Source organism: Mesorhizobium sp. M1307 (genome assembly GCF_040318155.1).
Lineage (GTDB): Bacteria > Pseudomonadota > Alphaproteobacteria > Rhizobiales > Rhizobiaceae > Mesorhizobium.
Genome location: NZ_JAMYLR010000048.1, coordinates 24,379 through 43,626, shown reverse-complemented (window position 1 = coordinate 43,626; position 19,248 = coordinate 24,379). Strand labels below are relative to the sequence as shown.

General features: G+C 62.4%; 32 protein-coding genes. 22 read left to right on the top strand and 10 right to left on the bottom strand.

Going from position 1 to position 19,248, the window contains the following annotated elements:
* On the top strand, positions 1 to 270 hold a 270-nt coding region (locus tag NKH16_RS30385), incomplete at its 5' end, for a hypothetical protein (protein ID WP_352749684.1).
* Positions 271 to 334: 64 nt separating this feature from the next.
* Here NKH16_RS30385 and NKH16_RS30380 read toward each other — a convergent pair.
* The 5 genes from NKH16_RS30380 to NKH16_RS30360 form a co-directional block, all read right to left on the bottom strand.
* A complete protein-coding gene (locus NKH16_RS30380) occupies positions 335 to 556 on the bottom strand; it encodes a hypothetical protein (RefSeq protein WP_352749682.1) in 222 nt (73 codons plus the stop codon).
* 236 nt (positions 557 to 792) lie between these two features.
* Positions 793 to 966, bottom strand: coding sequence for a hypothetical protein (locus tag NKH16_RS30375; RefSeq protein WP_352452704.1), 174 nt, complete (start codon positions 964 to 966; stop codon positions 793 to 795).
* A 154-nt stretch (positions 967 to 1,120) separates the two neighbouring features.
* Positions 1,121 to 1,288, bottom strand: a complete 168-nt coding sequence (locus NKH16_RS30370) for a hypothetical protein (protein ID WP_023675755.1) — start codon at positions 1,286 to 1,288, stop codon at positions 1,121 to 1,123.
* A gap of 176 nt (positions 1,289 to 1,464) precedes the next feature.
* Positions 1,465 to 1,647, bottom strand: coding sequence for a hypothetical protein (locus NKH16_RS30365; protein ID WP_352749681.1), 183 nt, complete (start codon positions 1,645 to 1,647; stop codon positions 1,465 to 1,467).
* A gap of 140 nt (positions 1,648 to 1,787) precedes the next feature.
* Positions 1,788 to 1,973 (bottom strand): hypothetical protein, encoded by a 186-nt coding sequence (locus tag NKH16_RS30360; RefSeq protein ID WP_352749678.1) that lies wholly within the window; start codon positions 1,971 to 1,973, stop codon positions 1,788 to 1,790.
* Positions 1,974 to 2,125: 152 nt separating this feature from the next.
* On the opposite strand from NKH16_RS30360, the gene NKH16_RS30355 reads away from it, so the two are divergent.
* From NKH16_RS30355 to NKH16_RS30330, 6 genes are all read left to right on the top strand, one after another.
* Positions 2,126 to 2,923 (top strand): N-acetylmuramidase family protein, encoded by a 798-nt coding sequence (locus tag NKH16_RS30355; RefSeq protein WP_352452707.1) that lies wholly within the window; start codon positions 2,126 to 2,128, stop codon positions 2,921 to 2,923.
* A gap of 1 nt (position 2,924) precedes the next feature.
* Positions 2,925 to 3,137, top strand: coding sequence for a hypothetical protein (locus tag NKH16_RS30350; protein WP_352452708.1), 213 nt, complete (start codon positions 2,925 to 2,927; stop codon positions 3,135 to 3,137).
* Positions 3,137 to 3,406 carry a hypothetical protein gene (locus NKH16_RS30345; protein WP_352903302.1) on the top strand — a complete coding sequence of 90 codons (270 nt, stop codon included), beginning with the start codon at positions 3,137 to 3,139 and terminating at the stop codon, positions 3,404 to 3,406. Before NKH16_RS30350 ends, NKH16_RS30345 begins: the two co-directional genes overlap by 1 nt.
* Positions 3,391 to 3,594 carry a hypothetical protein gene (locus NKH16_RS30340; protein ID WP_352903300.1) on the top strand — a complete coding sequence of 68 codons (204 nt, stop codon included), beginning with the start codon at positions 3,391 to 3,393 and terminating at the stop codon, positions 3,592 to 3,594. The genes NKH16_RS30345 and NKH16_RS30340 overlap by 16 nt, the downstream gene beginning before the upstream one ends.
* The gene (locus NKH16_RS30335) at positions 3,594 to 3,917 is read left to right on the top strand and encodes a hypothetical protein (protein ID WP_036245970.1); all 324 of its coding nucleotides are present in this window, start codon (positions 3,594 to 3,596) and stop codon (positions 3,915 to 3,917) included. Before NKH16_RS30340 ends, NKH16_RS30335 begins: the two co-directional genes overlap by 1 nt.
* A gap of 170 nt (positions 3,918 to 4,087) precedes the next feature.
* Positions 4,088 to 4,387: a hypothetical protein gene (locus tag NKH16_RS30330; RefSeq protein WP_352749671.1), complete on the top strand. Its 300-nt coding sequence runs from the start codon at positions 4,088 to 4,090 to the stop codon at positions 4,385 to 4,387.
* Between the two features lie 51 nt (positions 4,388 to 4,438).
* On the opposite strand, the gene NKH16_RS30325 is transcribed toward NKH16_RS30330, so the two are convergent.
* Entirely contained in the window at positions 4,439 to 4,714 is a 276-nt protein-coding gene (locus NKH16_RS30325; protein WP_352452712.1) for a hypothetical protein, read from the bottom strand.
* 168 nt (positions 4,715 to 4,882) lie between these two features.
* On the opposite strand from NKH16_RS30325, the gene NKH16_RS30320 reads away from it, so the two are divergent.
* The 4 genes from NKH16_RS30320 to NKH16_RS30305 all read left to right on the top strand — a co-directional run bounded on the left by NKH16_RS30320 (position 4,883) and on the right by NKH16_RS30305 (position 6,478).
* Positions 4,883 to 5,179 (top strand): hypothetical protein, encoded by a 297-nt coding sequence (locus NKH16_RS30320; RefSeq protein WP_352571258.1) that lies wholly within the window; start codon positions 4,883 to 4,885, stop codon positions 5,177 to 5,179.
* A 342-nt stretch (positions 5,180 to 5,521) separates the two neighbouring features.
* Complete coding sequence (locus NKH16_RS30315; protein ID WP_023675766.1) at positions 5,522 to 5,827, top strand: DUF1236 domain-containing protein; 306 nt, start codon at positions 5,522 to 5,524, stop codon at positions 5,825 to 5,827.
* Between the two features lie 124 nt (positions 5,828 to 5,951).
* Positions 5,952 to 6,164 carry a hypothetical protein gene (locus tag NKH16_RS30310; RefSeq protein ID WP_352452715.1) on the top strand — a complete coding sequence of 71 codons (213 nt, stop codon included), beginning with the start codon at positions 5,952 to 5,954 and terminating at the stop codon, positions 6,162 to 6,164.
* A gap of 86 nt (positions 6,165 to 6,250) precedes the next feature.
* Positions 6,251 to 6,478 (top strand): DUF2934 domain-containing protein, encoded by a 228-nt coding sequence (locus NKH16_RS30305; RefSeq protein ID WP_352452716.1) that lies wholly within the window; start codon positions 6,251 to 6,253, stop codon positions 6,476 to 6,478.
* A gap of 117 nt (positions 6,479 to 6,595) precedes the next feature.
* Here NKH16_RS30305 and NKH16_RS30300 read toward each other — a convergent pair whose 3' ends face one another.
* Positions 6,596 to 6,895, bottom strand: coding sequence for a hypothetical protein (locus NKH16_RS30300; RefSeq protein ID WP_352452717.1), 300 nt, complete (start codon positions 6,893 to 6,895; stop codon positions 6,596 to 6,598).
* A 393-nt stretch (positions 6,896 to 7,288) separates the two neighbouring features.
* Between NKH16_RS30300 and NKH16_RS30295 the strand changes: the two genes are divergently transcribed.
* On the top strand, positions 7,289 to 8,101 hold the full coding sequence (locus tag NKH16_RS30295; RefSeq protein WP_352903297.1) for a hypothetical protein: 813 nt from the start codon (positions 7,289 to 7,291) through the stop codon (positions 8,099 to 8,101).
* 144 nt (positions 8,102 to 8,245) lie between these two features.
* On the opposite strand, the gene NKH16_RS30290 is transcribed toward NKH16_RS30295, so the two are convergent.
* Positions 8,246 to 8,578, bottom strand: a complete 333-nt coding sequence (locus NKH16_RS30290; protein WP_352452718.1) for a hypothetical protein — start codon at positions 8,576 to 8,578, stop codon at positions 8,246 to 8,248.
* A 275-nt stretch (positions 8,579 to 8,853) separates the two neighbouring features.
* Here NKH16_RS30290 and NKH16_RS30285 point away from each other — a divergent pair, with 275 nt between their 5' ends.
* From NKH16_RS30285 to NKH16_RS30240, 10 genes are all read left to right on the top strand, one after another.
* Entirely contained in the window at positions 8,854 to 9,108 is a 255-nt protein-coding gene (locus NKH16_RS30285; protein WP_352749664.1) for a hypothetical protein, read from the top strand.
* A gap of 167 nt (positions 9,109 to 9,275) precedes the next feature.
* Positions 9,276 to 10,001, top strand: coding sequence for a GntR family transcriptional regulator (locus tag NKH16_RS30280; protein ID WP_352452745.1), 726 nt, complete (start codon positions 9,276 to 9,278; stop codon positions 9,999 to 10,001).
* A gap of 3 nt (positions 10,002 to 10,004) precedes the next feature.
* Complete coding sequence (locus NKH16_RS30275; protein WP_352749661.1) at positions 10,005 to 11,045, top strand: ADP-ribosylglycohydrolase family protein; 1,041 nt, start codon at positions 10,005 to 10,007, stop codon at positions 11,043 to 11,045.
* Complete coding sequence (locus tag NKH16_RS30270; RefSeq protein ID WP_352452721.1) at positions 11,042 to 12,016, top strand: PfkB family carbohydrate kinase; 975 nt, start codon at positions 11,042 to 11,044, stop codon at positions 12,014 to 12,016. The genes NKH16_RS30275 and NKH16_RS30270 overlap by 4 nt, the downstream gene beginning before the upstream one ends.
* 53 nt (positions 12,017 to 12,069) lie before the next feature.
* Positions 12,070 to 13,131, top strand: coding sequence for an ABC transporter substrate-binding protein (locus NKH16_RS30265; protein WP_352749655.1), 1,062 nt, complete (start codon positions 12,070 to 12,072; stop codon positions 13,129 to 13,131).
* Positions 13,132 to 13,199: 68 nt separating this feature from the next.
* On the top strand, positions 13,200 to 14,069 hold the full coding sequence (locus NKH16_RS30260; protein WP_352452723.1) for an ABC transporter permease: 870 nt from the start codon (positions 13,200 to 13,202) through the stop codon (positions 14,067 to 14,069).
* Entirely contained in the window at positions 14,069 to 14,857 is a 789-nt protein-coding gene (locus tag NKH16_RS30255) for an ABC transporter permease (protein WP_352749652.1), read from the top strand. The genes NKH16_RS30260 and NKH16_RS30255 overlap by 1 nt, the downstream gene beginning before the upstream one ends.
* Positions 14,857 to 15,924 carry an ABC transporter ATP-binding protein gene (locus NKH16_RS30250; protein ID WP_352452725.1) on the top strand — a complete coding sequence of 356 codons (1,068 nt, stop codon included), beginning with the start codon at positions 14,857 to 14,859 and terminating at the stop codon, positions 15,922 to 15,924. The genes NKH16_RS30255 and NKH16_RS30250 overlap by 1 nt, the downstream gene beginning before the upstream one ends.
* An 80-nt stretch (positions 15,925 to 16,004) precedes the next feature.
* A complete protein-coding gene (locus NKH16_RS30245) occupies positions 16,005 to 17,255 on the top strand; it encodes an aconitase X (RefSeq protein ID WP_352823091.1) in 1,251 nt (416 codons plus the stop codon).
* On the top strand, positions 17,252 to 17,674 hold the full coding sequence (locus NKH16_RS30240) for an aconitase X swivel domain-containing protein (protein ID WP_352708556.1): 423 nt from the start codon (positions 17,252 to 17,254) through the stop codon (positions 17,672 to 17,674). The genes NKH16_RS30245 and NKH16_RS30240 overlap by 4 nt, the downstream gene beginning before the upstream one ends.
* Here the strand turns inward: NKH16_RS30240 and NKH16_RS30235 are convergent.
* Both NKH16_RS30235 and NKH16_RS30230 read right to left on the bottom strand, forming a co-directional pair.
* The gene (locus NKH16_RS30235) at positions 17,671 to 17,835 is read right to left on the bottom strand and encodes an SIP domain-containing protein (protein WP_352708554.1); all 165 of its coding nucleotides are present in this window, start codon (positions 17,833 to 17,835) and stop codon (positions 17,671 to 17,673) included. The genes NKH16_RS30240 and NKH16_RS30235 overlap by 4 nt on opposite strands.
* Positions 17,836 to 18,055: 220 nt before the next feature.
* Positions 18,056 to 19,087 carry a LacI family DNA-binding transcriptional regulator gene (locus tag NKH16_RS30230; RefSeq protein WP_352819973.1) on the bottom strand — a complete coding sequence of 344 codons (1,032 nt, stop codon included), beginning with the start codon at positions 19,085 to 19,087 and terminating at the stop codon, positions 18,056 to 18,058.
* Between the last annotated feature and the right edge of the window lie 161 nt (positions 19,088 to 19,248).

Below are 19,248 nucleotides of genomic sequence, written 5' to 3'. Positions count from 1 at the left end.
TATCTGCAATCTCTTCTCTCCAACAGAATGCAGAAATTACTTCGCAGCCGCAGGGTATGGACTCACATGAAAGTCCGCCGCTCTAATGATCACGTCATCCCCGATTTCGATCTTCTCAGCCGCCACGAGGTGGCTCTTGCCGATATAGGATCTTTTTCCAACGGTGATCTTTGCATCGGCGCGATCGAAGGAAAAGACGCTGTTGATGATGCATTCTTCGCCAATCGCATGCTTGCCTCGCCGCAAACTGCGGACGCTCCGCAAACTTAGCTTCGTTGCGGGGCCGGAGTTGATGCCGGCTAGGCGGTAGAGGAATGGTGGAACGAATGGCATATCAGTTGCGGCCGAAGCGCGACTTTCGCACCCTCTCAGCGAAAAGCTGCGATCGCTCGAAGAAATGCTTCCAATGTTGGTGTTCAGATACCCCTTCGAAGAATGCCGGCGCCGCGTCTTCGAGGTCCGAATCAATAATTGCACGTGGGATCGGTGGCTCGTCGGCTAACTGAGCCGACAACCGAAATCGGCTGTTCGCAATAGACAGGTCAGCCTCCATCATCCATGCGTCTCTTTACGGCCTAGCTATTGCGACAAGCGGCGGCGGTTTGCAAGCTTGCGAGACGACCGCGTCCGCCAATATAGACGCCGTGAAAATCGCCGAAAGACGTCAGAAGAATCGGGAGCCGCGCGAGGTCACACCAACATGGCGCTGCAACTCGACCAGAAATCCTGGGGGGAGAGGTTTCGGCAAGAGTTTATCGCTGACGCCGACCCAGACCCACCGCGGCGGAGCCGCTACCGTCTGCTGTCCTGCGGCTTCTGGTGCGGGTCCTGGCTTTTCGACCACCAGACAAAATACAGCGAGCCCATCTTCATTACAGGCACGCGGCGGTCGCGTTCCCTGGCCCGCAACTCACGATAGGTCTTCATCTTCAGAGTGCCGCCAGGCAACCTGATACGCACTGCCATCGGTCCAACTCCCGTTGTGCAACGCAGCAATTTTCGTGCAATGCGGTAAGTAGAGACCTTCCGTTACGGAAGAGTCAACAGCAGGATCATCAACTTATTTTGCGAGCTGCGGAGGCTTCGCGGTGCCGGGCGGGCAGGCCCGGCCGAAGGAGCTTTATCCTGGCGACTGATCATCAATCAGGCGCTGGCGGTTCGACCACCAGGTGAAATAGATCCGGCCGATCTTGACGACGGGTATGCGGCGGGCGCGTTCGCGGTCGCGCAATTCGCGGTACACCTTCACCTTCAGTGTGCCGCCAGGCATCCTGATACGCACCGCCATCGATTCCGCCACCCCATTGTGCAATGCAGCATCAGAGACCTTCCGCTGCGGAAGAGTCAATGCCTGCCCGCTGACTATTTCTGGGACTAGTCGAGCGGTCTCGGAAGTTTTGGCGCGCACGGCGGTTCCTGATCACCGAGGCGTCATTGCCCAGCCGGCATCGTCTGGTGCGCGGGCTATTTCCTGGGCGAGGATTTTCTGGGCGAGGACGGGCGATCGGACACGCCGCTCGGCCACCAGATGACGAAGTAATTGCCGAGCTGCCAAACCGGCACCTCGCGGTTCTGCTCGCGGCGCCGCAGCTCGTTCCTTTTCTTGATCTTCAAGGTGCCGCCCGGAAGCCTGATTCTTATCGTCACGTGTCCTCCCGTACCCGCTACAGGTACGAACGATAGACGGGAACAGTTTCATCCCGGCTAAGCAATTTCATCCAGGTCGAGCAATTTCAGGCGCGGTAGACGCAGGAACCGGGACCTGAGCGAGATCGCCGGAACCGGCTTCATTTGAAGAAATCCGCAATGCCGTTGATGGCCAGCACCGCATAGACGATCGGTCCGACGATAAACGCACAATAGAGGCAGAGGATCGCCGCCAGCACCAGCAGCAGCGGCTTGTCGCGAGCGACGGCGCGGAGCTCGGACTTCACCGTCCAGCGCGCCGCAGCGGTTTGTTCATCATCAGACATGTGCACCATCCCGCGGCCATTTCACACGGCGGATCGAAAACATCAACCTTCCTTGCAACATCGGCACGGGCTGCCGCCCAATTCTGCTTTGCCGCCACGCATCTGCTTTTTCAACCGCAAAACCTTGCCCGCGAGGGCGGAAAGGACTGCCCATGGACATGACGTTCAGGGGCGCCGCCAGGCGCCTCGATGATATAGACTTGCCGAAACTCGGTGCCCGGATCGGCGTCGGCGAGGACGAGATGCACGCGTTCCTCGATGTTGAAACCAGCGGGCACGGCTTCGACGCCGTTGGCCGGCCGGTCATCCTATTTGAACCGCACGTCTTTTACCGCAACCTGTCGGGTGCCAAGCGGGCACAAGCGGTAGCCGCCGGCCTCGCTTATCCGAAGTGGGGCGAGAAGCCCTATCCCATGGATAGCTACCCACGGCTCAGGGCAGCTTGTGCGATCGACGAAACCGCGGCGCTCAAATCCGCGTCATGGGGGCTGGGTCAGGTCCTCGGCGAGAATTTCAAGGCCGCGGGCTTCCTTACCGTGCAGGCGATGGCCGAGGCAATGATGGCGGACGAGGCGCTGCAGCTCGGCGCGGCAATCGACTTCATCGTCGAGAACCGGCTCGACGGCAATCTGCGCAATCATGACTGGTCGGGATTCGCCAAGGGCTACAACGGCGCCGGCTATCGCAAAAACTCCTACGATACCAGGCTTGCCGAGGCCTATCGCAAATGGTCGCGCATCAAGGACACGCCCTGGCCGTCTGCCGGTCCGGCGTCATCCGCGGTCGTCCCTGCAGCCCCGCCAGAGCCCGCTAAGCCAATTGCCGTTCCACAAGCGACCGCTACGCCCTCTGTGCCTCCTGTGCCTGCCGCCAGGCCCGGCTTCTGGGCAGCGCCGATCGCCGCCATCCTCAAACTATCAGCCATCCTCAAACTGTTTGGAAGGAAATGACATGTGGACCCGGATCAAGAGCTTTTTCCGCGACAGCGAGACAATATTCTGGGCGCGGCTTCAGGCGGCCATCGGCGTCATCGCGGCCATCGTTACCTATGTCGACCCGCAGGTTCTTTCGCCGATCATCCCGGGGGAATGGTTCCCCTGGTTCCTCGTCATCAACGGCGTTTTGACCGAGTTCCTTCGCCGTCGCCGCGCGGAGGATCTGTGATGGCAGCGCTTCTCAGCATTCTCAGCGCCATCCTCGGCAACAAGGTCGTCATGACGGTATTCGCCGCTGTGGCCGGCGGCATCGGCCTTTATGTTGCGGGCGGCATCAACCGGGCGAAGAAGGAGGCGGTCAAACAGGCCGAGGCAAAAGTCGCGGCCGCCGAAGACCGCCTGGAAATGAGGCGCGAGGCCGCCGCCGAAGAGCGCAAGGCCGCCGGCATGCCCGATGCGGCAGCAAGAGCGGAGGCTGAGAAATGGGCAAAGCGCTGATCCTCTGCGTGGTGCTCGCCGGCTGCGCGACAACCGCACCGGCCGGCAATCCGCGCCAGGTCTGGTGCGACCACAACCAGCCGCGCCGGCCATCGGCGGCCGTGGTCGCCGCCATGACCCGGCCAGAGCTCGACGAGATGAACGCCTTCAACGGGCAGGGCGCCAGATGGTGCGGTTGGACGCCATGATGCACGAATTGCTCGATGTTCTGGGCATCAAGGCACCGGTGTTGGTCGCCGGCCTGTCCGGCGGCATTTTGCGGGCCTTGTCGCGCCATCGCTATAAGGTCCGCGAAATGGTGGCCTCGCCGATCTGCGGCGCGCTGGCGGCGGCCTATCTGACGCTGCCGGTCGTGCATTATTTCCGCGCCGCCGGCCTGCCCATCCCTTCTCCGGACGACGACACCACGACGCTGGCCGCGGCTTTTCTGATTGGCGTCTCGGCGATGTGGATTTCGGACATCGTCTTCGAGGTTATCGTGCGCCGGTTCGGGCCGGTGAAGGAGGAATAAGCCGCCCAAGCCCGACGAAATAGTGACGTTCGGTTGGAGCCCGCCGCGCCGCAAGGTGCGGCGGGCTTTTTGCATTTTCCCTCGCATTCTGTACGATCTGCCTCTGCGCGACGGCGGCTCGATCCGGCGCTGCCCGAGCAAGATGCGGGTTAGGCATGGGAGATGGTGTCATGCTTGCCAAGGTCCTGACACAAGCGGCGGTCCTGACAGCCGGGGCGCTTCTGTTTGCCGCGACGGCCCACGCCCGGCCGGACAGCCGCGCGATGACGTGCGAACAGGCACAGCTTCTGATCCAGAGGCATCGCTCGGTGGTGCTGACCACCGGCCAGAACACCTACGACCGTTACGTCCGCCAATTCGGCAATGAATGCGACTGGCCGCAGGTGCCGCGCGCCGCTTATATCAAGACGCGTGACGGTCAATGTCCGGTCTATCGCTGCCAGGATCCGGTCTTCGACCTCCCGGACTGAAAGCAAGGGTTTTTCATCCGGCCGCCGATGCAGAATGCGGAAGGCGGTGGCTCATTCCTCGTCGAAAGCACCACGTTCCCGTTCGAGATCGCGCGAAATGACGCGTTCATCGGTGTCGTCCGGCAAGGCCTCGTCGCTTTCCTGGTAAGCGTTATCGTCGTCCTCCTCCGGCAGTTCGCCGCTTTTCTCGACGTCATAGCGAATATCGCCGTTTTGCGGCACGCCGTTAGGGAGGATTCTCCCGCTCCGGATGGCATCCCAGTCCTGCTGCTGGATCGTCGGGCTCTCCGTCTCGTCGTCGGTTCGTTCTTTCCTGCGCGGTTCCATCGCCGGTTCTCCATAATGTCAGCGGCCCTGAATTGGCTCAGTGGTTGAACTCATAAGTCTGGCGGCCGGTTCCGTGCCGCTGCGGTCCGGGCGCATTGCCGCACGACGGAACCAATCGCGCCTGCCCGCCTTCACATTCAGAAGATACTGGCGCGAAAGGAGCTCGATATGAGACCGCTCATTTTCTTGCCGTATATGCTAGGTGCGCTGCTGCTGGCGGTGCCGGCGGCCGCGCAGCCGGGCGAACAGGCGCAATCCGACCGCTGCAAAGTCGAGCTGCCGGACCAGAACAGCGAGCAGCAGAAGCCGGCCGGCAACAATTTGTCCGATACGCTCGAGCCATGCGGTGGGGTCCTGAAGCCCCCGCCAACGGGCGATCAGGGCATGGCGGCGCCACCGCCGGACGAGGGCAGGACCCCGGTGATCAAGCCCGGCGAGGTGCCGCCACAGCCGCCAAAGCAGTAGCAGCGACGAGCGGCAACTTCGCGCCGCTTGCGCCGGCAGGTTTGTTGCAGTCGCTTAGGAACATTAGCTTGTCCTAAATGTTATTTCAGACGCAGTAGATATCACCCCCCTCCGGTATCGCTGCTGATCGGGAAACCGATCGGCCCGCGTCTTGCGACGCGGGCCACCGCAGTTCATTCGCAGTCCATTCGCCGCATCGCGCAGGCACTTCACCGCTGTTCGATTAGCCGCCACTTACGGAACAACAAGGTGGCGTGGGCGTTTCCCTAGAGGGTTCGCCGCTTCGACCGGAATGCCGCGTCGCAATTGTAAGGGCGAGGCCCGTAACAACAGGAGTAGACGATGAAAATCCACCTTGTTCCTGCTGCGGCGGGATTGGCGTTGCTTGCCGGCGTCGGCGTGGCCACCGCGGACCAGGTGATTGTCACGCCCGAACAGCAGACGGTCATCCGCGAATACGTCCACAAGCACCCGCTTGCGTCGATCAGTCTTCTGGGGGTGGAGCTCAATATCGGTTCCACGTTGCCCGATACGGTCGAGCTGCAACCGATCGATGTTCCAGACGTGCGGTACAGATACGTCGTCGTCGGCAATCGCACCGTGCTCGTCGACCCAGGCACCCGCAAGATCGTGCAGGTCATCGAGTGATCGGCGTTGCCAAACCGCGAACCGGGTTTGGAAAGGTCACGGTCTAATAACCAAATCAGAGCTCCATCCCGAGCGATCGGGATGGAGCCCTTATCGTCTCGAAACAAGGAAAGGAGCCATTCCCATGCTGCCGCATGTCGAGCCGGTCAACGTGGCCGCCGCCGTCGACAAACTGCTTGCTGAACGAGGCGATGGCCTGCTGTCGATGAAGGCGGCGATAGCACTGTTGCGCGAACGCACCGGAACCGAGCGCTCGGACGCGGACCTTGAAGGGCTGATCATCAAGAAGGCGGCGCTCCTCGGCGTTGCTGTCCTGTGTGACAGAGAGGTTCAATAACGGTGTTGCCTGCCGCTCATGACGCGGGTCGAAATTTCAGCTAGAACAAGGTTGCTTACGCATGAACCGAGCCGACGGAGGTATCAGTGACGGACAGGCAGGAACGGATTCGCCAGCGGGCACACGCGATCTGGGAACAGGCAGGCAGGCCCGATGGGGCACATCAGCAGCATTGGGATCAGGCTACCGCCGAAATCGACGCGGAAACCGCCGCGCCGGGGACCGCCAGCCGACCGAAGCCGAAAGCACGCCAGCCTAAGCCGGCCGCCGCCAAGGAGGAAACCAAATCCAAGGCGCGACCACGCAAAGCGTGAACTCGAGCGGATTTGATTCCATCGCTGGATCTCGCCGTTCGGTTGGACGGGACCAGTCCTAACCGGTCCCGCTGCCGTAAGCCCACCCGCGATTGTAAACCCGATTGTCGCGGCTAACTACTTACCGCAATTGTTGTCGTTGACAGTCGGTGAAACCGTCCCGGCAGGCTTGTTGGACGCATCGGGTTGAGCTCCCTGCGGGGTTGCAGGGCAGTTTTCATCCGCATTGGAGTTCGTGGCACCCGTCGTACCCATCGTGCTGCTGGTCGTGCCAGGGTCAATACCGTTCGGCTTGGGCTGGACGACGATGCTCTTCTCGCTGCCAGGCGCATTGTTGTCCGAGCCGGCGTTCTGGGCCATCGCCGCCGTCGCCAGACCGGCCGCAAGTATGGAAGCTGTCACGATTTTCGTAAGCATGCTGATCTCCATCGTTCGGTTATCATCATGTGGTGACTACAGAGAAAGCAACCCGGGTGATGGAAGGTTCCGGCAAAAATGACGCAGCACGGTGAAGCAAACCCGCGCAGCGCGGACCTTCTCGGTCCATTGTTCTATTGCCGTAGGTAGGTTTGATGTTGTGGGTTGCAGATTAGGAATTCGCCTTCTTTTGGCCGCCGACCGTCGCGACGTCCGTCTGTTGCGGCGCCATCAGCTGAGTCTCGCATCGCTTCAATCGGTAGAGGCCGTCCCAAAGTAAAACTTTCGGAAAATTTCACTACAAATTTCACGCGGCTGTTATTTGAAAATATACCATGGGGCCAGCGAGTTGACCGGCAAAGAAACCGATTATCTTCTTGCAAATTAGTAGGTATGCAAGCGGCGGCGTCGCGGGCTGTTCAGCGCAACTACAGCAAGGAGAGTGTTATGATCACAATAATCAAAACAATCACCGATGCGGTGGCAGGCAGCGCAGTTATTTTCATGCTCTCGATGCCCGTGAATGCCGCGGACGGAATTGCCGTTGGTGTTGGAACATCCATCGGCGGCATCAAAGCCGGCCTCGGCGCGACGGTTGGCGGTCGCGGCGGCATCAACACCGGTGCCGGCGCGACGGTTGGCGGCAGCGGCGGCATCAAGGCAGGCCTCGGTGCCTCGGTGGGCGGCAGCGGCGGCGTTAACGCCGGTGCCGGCGCAACGGTTGGCGGTTCCAGCGGCATCGCCGCGGGCGTCGGCGCGTCGGTCGGGGGCAGAAGCGGCATCAACGCCGGTGCCGGCGCGACGATCGGCGGTCCCAGTGGCATCGCCGCGGACGCCGGCGCATCGGTCGGGGGCAGAAGCGGCATCAACGGCGGTGCCGGCGCGACGATCGGCGGTCCCAGTGGCATCGCGGCGGGCGCCGGGGTAGGTATCGGCAGCGGCGTTAATGCAGGTGCCGGGGTCAGGGTCGGCAGTGGCATCAATGTCGGCGCAGGTGTCGGGATCGGTGGTGGAAGCAATCCGTCCAACCCGGGCAGCCCGTCCAATCCCAGCAATCCCAACAATCCCAGCTTGCCCCAGGTCGTTGCCGACATGTCGGGCGACAAGTTGGCCAGGATGAAGAAGCGCTGCGTTGACGTGCTCAGCAGCGCAGGCACTTACGACAGCGATCTGCGCCAATTGTGCCTGCTGATCGCCCGCCGCTAAGGCGAATACATCGGAAGAAATGTCGGACCGGGCCGAGAGGCCTTCGTCCACCAAACCTCCAGCAGTCCAAAGCCCGCCATTGCGGCGGGCTTTTTTGCCGAGCACGTGGCGGCAGCATGGCGGGGGCTCACACGAGCACGCGCCTCAGTGTGTTTGACGGCCAGGATCCGGCGAAGCGGACGCTCCGTCTTCCAAGGCGTCCCAGCCCACGGCGGGGCTGCTTTGCATCAGCTGAGGGCACGCAAACTCCGCCAGATCGGTTTCCGCGAAGCCGTCGAACTCGATAGCCGCCCCGTAGAGCTGGGCTGCTTGCATGACGAGCCATTCGATGTCTTCGCGCGCAACATTCTCGGCGAGGTTCTGCAGTCGCGCGGCTTCGGCGACAGCAGTCAGATTGATGGCAATCCCGGACCGCAATGTAGCCCGAACTCGGGAACTGACGTCTTCGTGCAGGCGAACTGAAAATCCGTAGCGCATGGAAAAACCTTCCCTTCAGGAGCGGTTTGTCCCTCGTGTTCCACGATGCGCCCAGGATTCGCGATTGGCAAGCGAAATTCCTTAAAACTCGTTTTATGTCAAATAGTTAGCGTATTTTGTTGATTGCCCATTTGATGCTTGTTCCGCTTCATCGGACTTCTGCATGACTCGCTGATCTGAAGGCCTTGACGCATTCTGCTCACGTACCTAACTATACAGAAAATTAGGAACATACTAACTCAGCTGCATTTAGGCTGGTATGACTGGAGGCCGAGATGTCCGAACTGGAACGCCCGGAACGATTGCAGATCATGCTGACCGCCGATGAACTGGCGGCGTTGGAGAACTGGCGCTTCGACAAGCGCATGCCGAGCCGGTCGGCCGCGGTACGGGAACTTTTGAGGCGAGGCCTCACAGCCGATGGTTTCCTGACGGCGGCGCATGGGATCAAGTCGCGCGACTTCGGCATCCTGCCGCATTCTGCAGATGGTGACGGGGCAGTCGAGGGGTCTTCCAGCAGCGAACAGTGACATCTCCAGCGACCCCGTTTGCCCGCTCCACCTCGTATGGCCTTCACGGCCTCTGGGTACCATCAAGCAGCTTGGTCTATCTGTGTGGCCCTCCGCGGTCGGTTGACAGAGCTGGCGTTGCAGATACATTGCACAGGACTATACAGGTGCAATGAACAGGTATGCCTATGGTCCGCCGCGTGGTCCCATCGTCTCCCGGTACGGGCAAGCCCGAACAGATCGCCACGGTTCTCGAACATGAAATCCGCTCCGGTGTTCTGGGCTTCGGCGACCGGTTGCAAAGCGAGAACGAGCTCGTCCAGCGTTTCTCCGTCAGCCGCAACACCGTTCGCAAGGGCCTCGAGGAACTGTCCAGCCGCGGGCTGATCACCACCAAGGTCGGCATCGGCTCTTTCGTCACCTTCGATGGCAAGCCCGTTGATGACTCAATCGGTTGGTCGCGGGCGCTCGCCAACGCCGGCGCAAATGCCGAGACGCGGACGCTGCGGCTCGAGGTGATCGAGGACCCCGATCTTGCCGCACTGCTTGGTATAGAAAACCCGTTTTTCATCGCTGTCGATCGGGTGCGCACCAATGCCAGCGACGGCCACGCTATCTCCATTGAGCGCAGCCGCCTGCCATTGTCACCCGAACTGGAGGACGTGCCGTTGCGCGGCCTGCGCGAAGGCTCACTCCACCAGACGCTGCGCGGCGCCGGCCTCATTCCCGACCATGGCGAGGAATGGGTCGGCATTGAAATGCTCAACGCCGACGATGCCGCAATCCTCGGCTGCCCGCAAGGCACGCCGTTCCTGCGTGGTCGCCGGTTAACCCGCGCCGCCGATGACCGGCCGATCGAATATGTGACCAGCCTGCTCAACCCGGCGCATTTTGCGCTGCATATGAGGTTCTGAGAGATGCCGGACGACACCGGGAGCATAACCGATCGGGCCATGGGAGCGCTTGTGGGCGGGGCACTGGGAGATGCGCTGGGAATGCCGACGCAGCTTTTGTCGCCGGCGCGGATTGCCGAACTCTACGGTCATGTCGAGGACTTCATTGCTCCTTTCCCCGACCATCCGGTGTCGAAGGGACTCCCGGCCGGGACGATCACCGACGACACAGAACAGGCGCTTCTGCTTGGCCGTATCCTGGTCGAATCCGGTAACCGGTTCGACCATGCGAGGTGGGTCAGCGCGCTGCTCGACTGGGAACGCGATGTCAAGGCGCGCGGCAGCTACGATCTGCTGGGACCATCAACCAAACGCGCCATCGACGCGATCAATAACGGTATGCCAGCCGAGGAAGCGGGACGCAGCGGCGACACAAATGGTGCAGCCATGCGCATCGCGCCGGTCGGCATCATGATGCCGCCAGAGCCGCTTGACGCATTGGTCGGCAAAGTGGCCGAAACTTGCAGGGCGACGCACAACACGTCAATCGCAATCGCTTCGGCCGCAGCGGTCGCTGCCGCCATCAGTCGCGGCATCGCTGGCGGTGACTGGCGCGCCGCTTCCGACAGAGCCATCGCCGGGGCGAGGCACGGGGCAACGCTCGGCTATTGGGTGACCGGCGGTGACATCGCCGCGCGCATTGGGTGGGCGCAGAAGCTCGTACGCGGCAAGGAGACGAGTGACGCGATCCGGCTGATCACCGATCTGGTCGGCACCGGCGTCGCCAGTCAGGAGTCCGTTCCGGCTGCATTCGCGGTGCTGGAAGTCGCCGGCGGCGATCCCTGGCAAGCGGCAGTCATCAGCGCCAATCTCGGTGGCGACACCGACACGATCGGCGCCATCGCGGCCGGCATGGCCGGTGCCTGCACCGGCTTTTCCCGATTGCCACAGAAACACATCGCCCGGATCAAAGGCCTAGACATTGGGCGGGTGCGCGCGCTCGCCGCCGACTTGGTCGCCCTGCGGGCGGCGAAGAGCAGGTCCGGCAAGGATGCGGCAGCATGAGCGGGCGTCTCGTCCATATCGGCAGCGCGGTGGTCGACTATGTCTACCGCATCGATTCCTTGCCGGCACCGGGCACGGAGAAGACCGCGTCAAGCTATGCACAAGTCGCCGGCGGCGGCTTCAACATGATGGTCGCGGCCAGCCGCACCGGCATGAAGGTGGTGTTCGGCGGCCAGCTCGGCAGCGGACCCAATGGCGACTTCCTGCGCGCGGCCTTAGCCAGTGAGGGAATCGAGACACTCACGCCGCCATCGGCGGTTATGGACAGTGGCAATTGCGTCGCCATGATCTCGAGCGATGCCGAGCGCACCTTCGTCTCATGGCCTGGTGCGGAGAGTGTGCTCAGCCTTGACATGATGGCGCTCATCTCGGTCGCACCGGGCGACTGGGTGTTCACCTCCGGCTATACGCTTAGCTATCCGGGAAGCCGAGAGGCGCTTGTCGACTGGATCGAGGTGCTGCCGGCGGAAATTCCTTTAGTCTTCGATCCGACGCCGATCATCTCAGACATTCCGCGCACCATTCTCGACCGGGTGCTGGCGCGCACGAGCTGGCTGAGCTGCAACGCCGCCGAAGCGGCTGAGATCGCCGGCACCGGCGATGTAGAGGCTATTGCTGCCCGGCTGCTGGCCAGCCACTGCCCCAACGCGGCAGGCGTTGTCGTCCGCGCTGGCGCAAAAGGCTGCTTCGTGCGGCTGGCCGACGGCACCGCCCAAGATGTGCCCGGGTTCAAGGTCGCGGCGGTAGACACTAACGGCGCCGGCGACACTCATATCGGCGCCTTAGTCAGCGCGCTGTCGCACGGCGTGTCGCCGTTCGAAGCGGCGCGTTACGCCAATGCGGCGGCGGCGCTCTCGGTCACCCGCCATGGCGGGTCGTCGGCGCCGAACGACCAGGAGATCCAGCGATTCCTCAGCCATGACGATCGACCGACGACCGTGCATGGCCGGAAGCAAGAGGCCCATTTGTGACAGCCTAATGGGATAACAAGCCCGCCAACCGGGCAATAATGAGAGGAACGAACATGCGCATGCCCAAACTGACTGCTTTTCTGACGGCAACCGCTGTCTTCGCTTCGGCGCTTACGCTGGCCGCCAGGGCCGACGAGGTGCACGTACTCAACTGGAAGGGCTATGGCGCCGACGAGCCGTGGGCCATAGCCGCCTTCGAAAAGGCAACCGGCAACAAGGTCGTCAACGACTTCTTCAATTCCGAACAGGAAATGCTGACCAAGCTCAGGACCAATCCCGGCCTTTACGATGTCGTCATGATCAATGCCGCCTTCAACGATCAGGCGATGGCGGAAAAGCTCATTCAGCCGATCGACACGTCCAAGCTGCCGAACTATGCCGACATCAGCAAGGACAAGGCCGGATCATCGATGCTTGTCCATGACGGCAAGGTCTATGGGGTGCCGTGGGTTTGGGGGCTGACGGCGCTCGCCATCAACGACAAGTCATTCGACAAGCCGCCGACCAGCATCGCCGAAATGTGGGATCCCGCCCACAAGGGCCGCGTTACCATCCGTGACGATGCCGTCGAGGCCGTGCAGTTCGGCGCCATCGCTACCGGCCAGAACATCAACGACGTCAAGGACATGGAGGCGGTCAAGGCGAAGCTGACCTCGCTGATGCCGCAGATCAAGACGTTCTGGAGCTCGGAGAACGACTGGAACCAGATGGTTGCCTCCAACCAGATCGACATCGGCACCTATTGGAGCGGCTCGGCCGACCGCGCCAAGACGCATTTCAAGCTGCCGGTCTCGCTGGTCATTCCCCAGGAGGGTGCCGTCGCCTGGCTTGACGCCTTTTCCATTCCGGTTGGTTCCAAGAACGTCGCCGGGGCGCAAGCCTTCATCAACTACATGATCGACCCGAAGTTCTATGTCGAATGGGTCACCAAGGTCGGAGCCCCGGTATCCGCCAACACCAAGGCTGTAGAAGCACTTCCCGGGGATGCGTTCAACCGCAAGGTGATGGGTGACCCGGCAGTCGCCAAGCGCATTCAGTTCCAGGCGCCGATCACAGACGCCCAGCGCGAAACCTATCTGTCGCTCTGGCAGCAGCTCAAGGTCGACGTGAAGTAACAGCAGAAGCCGGGATCAGCCGACCAAACATGTCGGCTGATGCTTCCCCATCCTGGGAGGAGGATGTCATGGCAGCACAGGTTGCGGCCGCGTCGCGCAGCGGATTGAGATCGGCCTTGCCGCTGCTGGCGCCTGCCTATCTCTGGCTGACGGTTGCGATCTTCCTGCCGCTTTCAGCCATGGTCTTCTTCTCCTTCATGACCGACCTGCCGCTGTCGGGAAAGCCGTGGGCATTCACGCTTGAAAACTATGCCGCCTTCTTTTCACAAAGCCTTTATCTGACATTGCTTTTGGCCTCGCTGCGCCTCGGCCTCGAGGTGACGCTGTGGTGCATCGTCATCGGTTATCCCGCCGCTTATGTGCTGGCCAAGGTGCTGAAAGGCCGCAGCCGAGAGGCGATTTTCCTGCTCGTCATCCTGCCGTTCTGGTCGAACGGGCTGGTGCGCATCTTCTCCTGGGCGATGGTGCTGCGTGAAGGAGGCATTCTCGACACCGCGCTCAACGCCGTGCTGCCGTTCAAGATCAACATCGACCTGATGTATTCTTATCCGGCTGTCATCATCGGGCTGGTGCACTCCTACGTGCCTTACATGGTGCTGACCTGCTACTTGACCCTGCAGGCCATCGATGACTCGCTGATCGAGGCCGGGCGCTCGCTCGGCGCCTCGCGGCTGCAGGTGCTGAAGCGGGTCATCATTCCGCTGTCGATGCCGGGGCTAGTGGCGGGCGCAGCCCTCATCTTCGTCCCGGTCGTTGGCTCGTTCATGGAGCCGCGCATCCTTGGCGGCCGTATCGGCACCTTTTATGGCACTGTCATCGAGGACCAGTTCGTCGCCGTGTTCAACTGGCCGCTGGGTGCTGCGCTCTCCTTCATCCTGCTGGCCGTCGTGCTGGTCATCCTGGCGGTTGCCTCGCCGGTGCTGAGGAGGGCTACGTGATGGCGACGACACGGGTCCTCGAATGGCTCGGCCGCCTCTACATCTGGCTATTGCTTGCCTTCCTCTATGTGCCCATCATCATCATGGCTCTAATGTCTTTCAACGTTTCGCCCTTCTACCAGCTGCCGTTCGAATGGACGACGGAATGGTATGCTTCGCTGTGGCAGAACGACCAGCTCATCTCAGCAACCTGGAACAGCCTCGAGATCGCTGTCATCACCACCATCATTTGCGTGGTGCTTGGCTCGGCGGCGTCACTGGCGCTCTACCGTTATGAGTTTCGCGGCAAGAAATTCCTGCAGGCGCTGCTGTTTCCGCCAATCGCCATTCCGTGGCTGATTACCGGCACGGCGATGCTGATCTTCTTCTTCGGCGTCGGCATCGGGCGCGGCCTGTTCGCCATCCTGCTCGGCCACGTCGCGCTTGCACTGCCCTATGTCATCGTCGTGGTGTCGGCGCGACTGCAGACCTTCGCGCCCGAGTTGGAAGAGGCGGCGCGCTCGCTCGGCGCCAATCAATGGCAGGTGACGAACCGCGTCACGCTGCCCTGGATCATGCCGGGCGTCATCGCCGGAGGGCTGTTCGCCTTCGCCGTGTCCTTCGACCAGTTCGTCGTATCCTACTTCCTGTCGACGCCCGGTCAGACGACGCTGCCGGTCGAAATCTACGCCGCGATCCGCAAGGGATTCACACCAGAGATCAATGCAGTCTCGACAATCATCATTGTCGTGTCGATGGCACTGATGCTGCTGACGGCGCGCTCCTTCAAATTCGGCGGAGAGAAGTAATGGCTGGCGTCCAAGTAGCGAACGTGTCGCGCGCTTTCGGTGCCCACAAGGCGCTGGACGATGTGTCTATCGATTTCGCCGATGGCGGCTTCTATGCCCTGCTCGGGCCGTCAGGCAGCGGCAAGACCACGCTGCTGCGACAAATCGCGGGCTTCGACTTCCCCGATTCCGGCCGCATCACCATAGGTGGTGAGAGCGTCGAACGGGTGCCAGTCGAAAAACGGCGCATCGGCATGGTGTTCCAGAACTACGCCCTGTTTCCCAACATGAGCGTTGCTGGCAATGTCGCCTTTGGCCTGTCGGTGCGCGGCGAGCCCAAGGCGGTAATTGCCAGCGAGGTACAGCGCGCACTCGACCTCGTGCAACTCGGCAGGCTCGGCGGCCGCCGGCCGCATCAGCTGTCCGGCGGCCAGCGCCAACGGGTTGCGCTCGCTCGCGCGATCGTCATCCGGCCGCGCGTGCTATTGCTTGACGAGCCACTCGGCGCGCTGGACAAGGCGCTGCGCGTCGACATGCAGATCGAGCTCAAGCGCATCCAGCGCGAGATCGGCATCACCACCATCTTCGTCACCCACGACCAGGAAGAAGCGCTGACGATGAGCGACCGCATCGGCATTCTGCGCGATGGCAAGCTGGTGCAGGAAGGCTCGCCCGAGGAGATCTACGATCGGCCGAAGAGCGAGTTTGCCGCCACTTTCCTGGGCGACGCCAACATCCTTCGCGGCGACAGCACGGGCAACGGCATCCGACTGCCTGACGGAACGGGGATTGCCGCAGGCGCGGGGGCTACGCTTGTCGCCGGCATGAAGGCGAGCTGCGCCGTGCGGCCCGAACGAATCCGCATCGCCACCAATGCCGGCGTTCCGGACCGAGCCCATGCCAACATGCTCACGGGTCGGGTCTCCAAGCGTATCTTCGCCGGCAACAACAGCACGTATTTTGTCGATCGCGATGGCCAGACAATCAAGGTCATCGTGCAGAACACCGGCATCGAAAAGCTGGCGGAAGGACAAGAGGTGGTGCTGCGCTGGTCGCTGGAGAGTACGGTGCTGATCGCCGCGAGCTAGCAGATTCAATCCTTCAGTCTTGCCAGACGCCCCGCAGTCGGGGAAAGCATGGTTGGGCAAACTCCGAAGCGGAATACTCGATGCCCCTTGAATTGAATGCCGGCGACCAGTCGATGCTGCATGGCGAGCAAGGCTCGGCAGCCGCTGCCGCCATGAAGATCCTGATTGCCTTTTCGAAGGCGGTCGGGGCGCGCAAGTTGCTGGACATTGCCGGTGCCCATATCGACGGCTGCCTCTATCACGGCCAGGCCAGCCTCGATTTCGTCGAAAGGCTGATCGAGGGCGGCGGCCGCGTTCGGGTGCCGACGACGCTGAATGTCGGCTCGTTCGATCTGATCCATCCCGGGCTGGTGAAGATGACGGCCGCGGAAGAAGTGCCGGCGCGCCGTCTGATGAAGGCGCATCTGGAACTCGGCTGCCAGGCGACCTTCACCTGCGCGCCCTATCAGACGCGGTTCCGGCCAGGGTTTGGCGAGCAGATCGCCTGGGGTGAATCCAACGCCATCGTCTTTGCCAATTCGGTGATCGGCGCGCGGACCAACCGCTATGGCGATTTCGTCGATTTGTGCTGCGCAATGACCGGGCGCGCGCCGGCATGGGGGCTGCACCTGAGTGAAAATCGACGAGGCCAGGTCCTGTTCGAGCTGACCGACGCTGCCTTAGAGCCAACCGACGCTCTGTTTGTCGGGGTTGGGCTGATCATCGGGCAAAGGGCTCGCGACCGCATTCCGGTGATATCGGGCCTGCCGCAGCCGCGCGACGAGGACCAATTGAAGGCGCTGGGGGCGGCGGCGGCAACGACGGGTGCCGTGGCGCTGTTTCATGCCGTCGGCATCACGCCGGAGGCGAAGACGCCGGATGAGGCGTTGCACGGCCTGGCGCCGGAGGAAAAAATCCGGATCTCTCGCGCTGACATCCACCATGCGCTGGCCAGGCTGTCGAGCGTCCCCGATGGCGTGCAGCTTGCAGCCGTGTCGTTAGGCACGCCGCATTTCTCCTATGACGAGTGGATGCGCCTGTTGCCGCTGCTGCGCGAAGTCGGTCCAGGCAAGGGTGTCCCAATCTATGTCAACACAGGGCGCGCGACGCTGACGCGGCTGCAGGACGAAGGCGCACTGGCCGGCATGGAAGCCTTCGGCCTCGTTCCGGTCACCGACACCTGCACCTATGTCACGTCGATCCTCGAGCGTCTCGATGGCGTGGTGATGACCAATTCGGGCAAATGGGCGCATTACGCACCTGGCAATATCGGTGTCTCGGTGGCCTTCGGTGACATGGAAGACTGCGTCCGCTCGGCTGCGGCCGGCCGCGTCGTGCGAGGCGCGCCATGAAGACGCCGGCCAGAACCGGTACATTCCACCTTTCCGGCTCGGCACAAGGCCCAGCGCTGGTGCTTTCGCAGGCGCTCAGCTTCTGGGGCGGGATCGACGTCGAAACGGGCGACATCATCGACCATTCGCATCCGGACCTGGGCGGCAATATCGCCGGCAAGATCCTGGTGATGCCGAGCGGGCGAGGGTCGTCGTCCTCGTCTTCGGTTCTGGCCGAAGCGATCCGCAGAGGCACGGCGCCGGCCGGCATTATCCTGGAGCGGCCGGACCCGATCCTTGCCGTCGGCGCCATCGTTGCCGAATTCCTCTACGAAATCAGCATGCCGCTGGTTGTCTGCGACATGTCAGGCATTGTCTCCGGCGACCGGATCGCAATCGGTCTGGGCCAAGATGCGCAAGCGATGGTGAGCAAGCTCTAGCCGGCCATCAGTCCCGCCGTGCCCCGCCGCCAGTAGGCTGCCGCCAGTGTTTCGTTGCGGCCGAGCGCCAGCGTGCCGCGCCAGTGTTCGCGCACCGTCGTGGCGGCTGCCGCTTCGGCCGCGAACCAGCCGAATGCCGAACCGGCCGGCCATGCGACCAACCTTACCCACAGGAGCGAAATGGCATGGTCGGCAGTGATAGCGGGCAGATGCGCTGGTTTCGATCGGGCAGCATGACGGTTATGCTGCCGCTGGCGTGTCTGTCCTTGCGCCGTCTTGCGGGTTCAAGGCGCTGGCCGCCGAGACGGTCGTCGCCGGCGGCGGAGACGAAGGCGCTGTTCGTATTGGACGGCGCATCTATGATCGGCTTCGGCCCTCCTTTCAGATCTCCGGAATGCTTTCCCTGAAGATCACCTGCAGCCTTGGCTGGTGCAATTCGTAAGGCAAGCCCCTGACCGCATGGCTCAAGGTGTTGAGCGCCTCGCGGGCTTCGACGCGCGGGTTCTGGTCGATGACCGCGTCCAGCGTGCCGTCGAGCAGAAGCTCCTTGGTGCCTTCCGTCACCTCATGGCCGAGAAAGACCGTCGACAGCGCGCGCCCGCGCTCCTTGAGTGCGCGGGCGATGCCGGTGTTGCCGGCGCCGACATTGTAGATGGCGGCCAGGTCCGGGTGCCGGTCGAGCAGGGCGGAGGCCTCCGAATAGGCCTTCTCCCGGTCGTCGAGCATCTCGCGCATCTCGACGATCTGCAGATTGGGCGATTCTTCCGCCAGTATGTGGCGGAAGCCCATCTCGCGCTCTTCGTGGCCGCGGTAGGAGAGCGAACCGGCGAACAGCGCGACCTTGCCCGGACGCCCGGCACCCATGAAGCGGTTGAGCAGATAGCCGGCGAGCCGGCCGGCGGCGCGGTTGTCGATGCCGATATAGGCAACCCTCGGCACATGCAGGATGTCGGAAGCGATGGTGACGACCTTGACGCCGCTGGCCGAAAGCGAGCGGATCGCCTCGCGGACCGTCGGATGGTCGAGCGCGATCACACCGACGCCCTGCGTCTGCCCGTGCAGTTCCTGCAGCAGACGCGCAAGCCGGTCCGGATTGAAGCCTTCGATAGTAGCGACACGGACGTCGAGGTCGGGCCGCGCCTGCGCCTGCGCCTCGATCTGGCGGTGCAGCATCTTGATGAAGGAATTGGTGCCGGCGGGCAGGGCGAAATCCAGCCGTATGACCTCGCCAGTAACCGCGTTGAGCGAGCTCGGATTATTCGAATTTTCAGCGATATAGCCAAGCCGCTGTGCCGTTTCGAGCACGACCTCACGGGTGCGCGCCCTGACCCCGGCGCGGTTGTTGAGCACACGGTCGACCGTGGCGGCCGAAACGCCGGCCTCCCGGGCTATGTCTGTCAGGGTGGACCGCACTGTCGATCACCTCATTCCAAAACGCGCCAGGGGCGCATCGAGATCACGCATTTCATGGGTCCACCGTCGGAGAGCGGCTTCATCGCCGTCCGCGATTCTGATGGGAAATGATGTAACCGGCCTTGGCCGATGCGCAAGCCGTTGCGCTACACCAGAGTGCC

Coding starts and splice junctions, on each gene's coding strand:
- NKH16_RS30380 (WP_352749682.1), bottom strand. CDS start 556: ATGATGGAGGCTGACCTGTCTATTGCGAACAGCCGATTTCGGTTGTCG.
- NKH16_RS30375 (WP_352452704.1), bottom strand. CDS start 966: ATGGCAGTGCGTATCAGGTTGCCTGGCGGCACTCTGAAGATGAAGACC.
- NKH16_RS30370 (WP_023675755.1), bottom strand. CDS start 1,288: ATGGCGGTGCGTATCAGGATGCCTGGCGGCACACTGAAGGTGAAGGTG.
- NKH16_RS30360 (WP_352749678.1), bottom strand. CDS start 1,973: ATGTCTGATGATGAACAAACCGCTGCGGCGCGCTGGACGGTGAAGTCC.
- NKH16_RS30355 (WP_352452707.1), top strand. CDS start 2,126: ATGGACATGACGTTCAGGGGCGCCGCCAGGCGCCTCGATGATATAGAC.
- NKH16_RS30350 (WP_352452708.1), top strand. CDS start 2,925: ATGTGGACCCGGATCAAGAGCTTTTTCCGCGACAGCGAGACAATATTC.
- NKH16_RS30345 (WP_352903302.1), top strand. CDS start 3,137: ATGGCAGCGCTTCTCAGCATTCTCAGCGCCATCCTCGGCAACAAGGTC.
- NKH16_RS30340 (WP_352903300.1), top strand. CDS start 3,391: ATGGGCAAAGCGCTGATCCTCTGCGTGGTGCTCGCCGGCTGCGCGACA.
- NKH16_RS30335 (WP_036245970.1), top strand. CDS start 3,594: ATGCACGAATTGCTCGATGTTCTGGGCATCAAGGCACCGGTGTTGGTC.
- NKH16_RS30330 (WP_352749671.1), top strand. CDS start 4,088: ATGCTTGCCAAGGTCCTGACACAAGCGGCGGTCCTGACAGCCGGGGCG.
- NKH16_RS30325 (WP_352452712.1), bottom strand. CDS start 4,714: ATGGAACCGCGCAGGAAAGAACGAACCGACGACGAGACGGAGAGCCCG.
- NKH16_RS30320 (WP_352571258.1), top strand. CDS start 4,883: ATGAGACCGCTCATTTTCTTGCCGTATATGCTAGGTGCGCTGCTGCTG.
- NKH16_RS30315 (WP_023675766.1), top strand. CDS start 5,522: ATGAAAATCCACCTTGTTCCTGCTGCGGCGGGATTGGCGTTGCTTGCC.
- NKH16_RS30310 (WP_352452715.1), top strand. CDS start 5,952: ATGCTGCCGCATGTCGAGCCGGTCAACGTGGCCGCCGCCGTCGACAAA.
- NKH16_RS30300 (WP_352452717.1), bottom strand. CDS start 6,895: ATGCTTACGAAAATCGTGACAGCTTCCATACTTGCGGCCGGTCTGGCG.
- NKH16_RS30295 (WP_352903297.1), top strand. CDS start 7,289: ATGCAAGCGGCGGCGTCGCGGGCTGTTCAGCGCAACTACAGCAAGGAG.
- NKH16_RS30290 (WP_352452718.1), bottom strand. CDS start 8,578: ATGCGCTACGGATTTTCAGTTCGCCTGCACGAAGACGTCAGTTCCCGA.
- NKH16_RS30285 (WP_352749664.1), top strand. CDS start 8,854: ATGTCCGAACTGGAACGCCCGGAACGATTGCAGATCATGCTGACCGCC.
- NKH16_RS30280 (WP_352452745.1), top strand. CDS start 9,276: ATGGTCCGCCGCGTGGTCCCATCGTCTCCCGGTACGGGCAAGCCCGAA.
- NKH16_RS30275 (WP_352749661.1), top strand. CDS start 10,005: ATGCCGGACGACACCGGGAGCATAACCGATCGGGCCATGGGAGCGCTT.
- NKH16_RS30270 (WP_352452721.1), top strand. CDS start 11,042: ATGAGCGGGCGTCTCGTCCATATCGGCAGCGCGGTGGTCGACTATGTC.
- NKH16_RS30265 (WP_352749655.1), top strand. CDS start 12,070: ATGCGCATGCCCAAACTGACTGCTTTTCTGACGGCAACCGCTGTCTTC.
- NKH16_RS30260 (WP_352452723.1), top strand. CDS start 13,200: ATGGCAGCACAGGTTGCGGCCGCGTCGCGCAGCGGATTGAGATCGGCC.
- NKH16_RS30255 (WP_352749652.1), top strand. CDS start 14,069: ATGGCGACGACACGGGTCCTCGAATGGCTCGGCCGCCTCTACATCTGG.
- NKH16_RS30250 (WP_352452725.1), top strand. CDS start 14,857: ATGGCTGGCGTCCAAGTAGCGAACGTGTCGCGCGCTTTCGGTGCCCAC.
- NKH16_RS30245 (WP_352823091.1), top strand. CDS start 16,005: ATGCCCCTTGAATTGAATGCCGGCGACCAGTCGATGCTGCATGGCGAG.
- NKH16_RS30240 (WP_352708556.1), top strand. CDS start 17,252: ATGAAGACGCCGGCCAGAACCGGTACATTCCACCTTTCCGGCTCGGCA.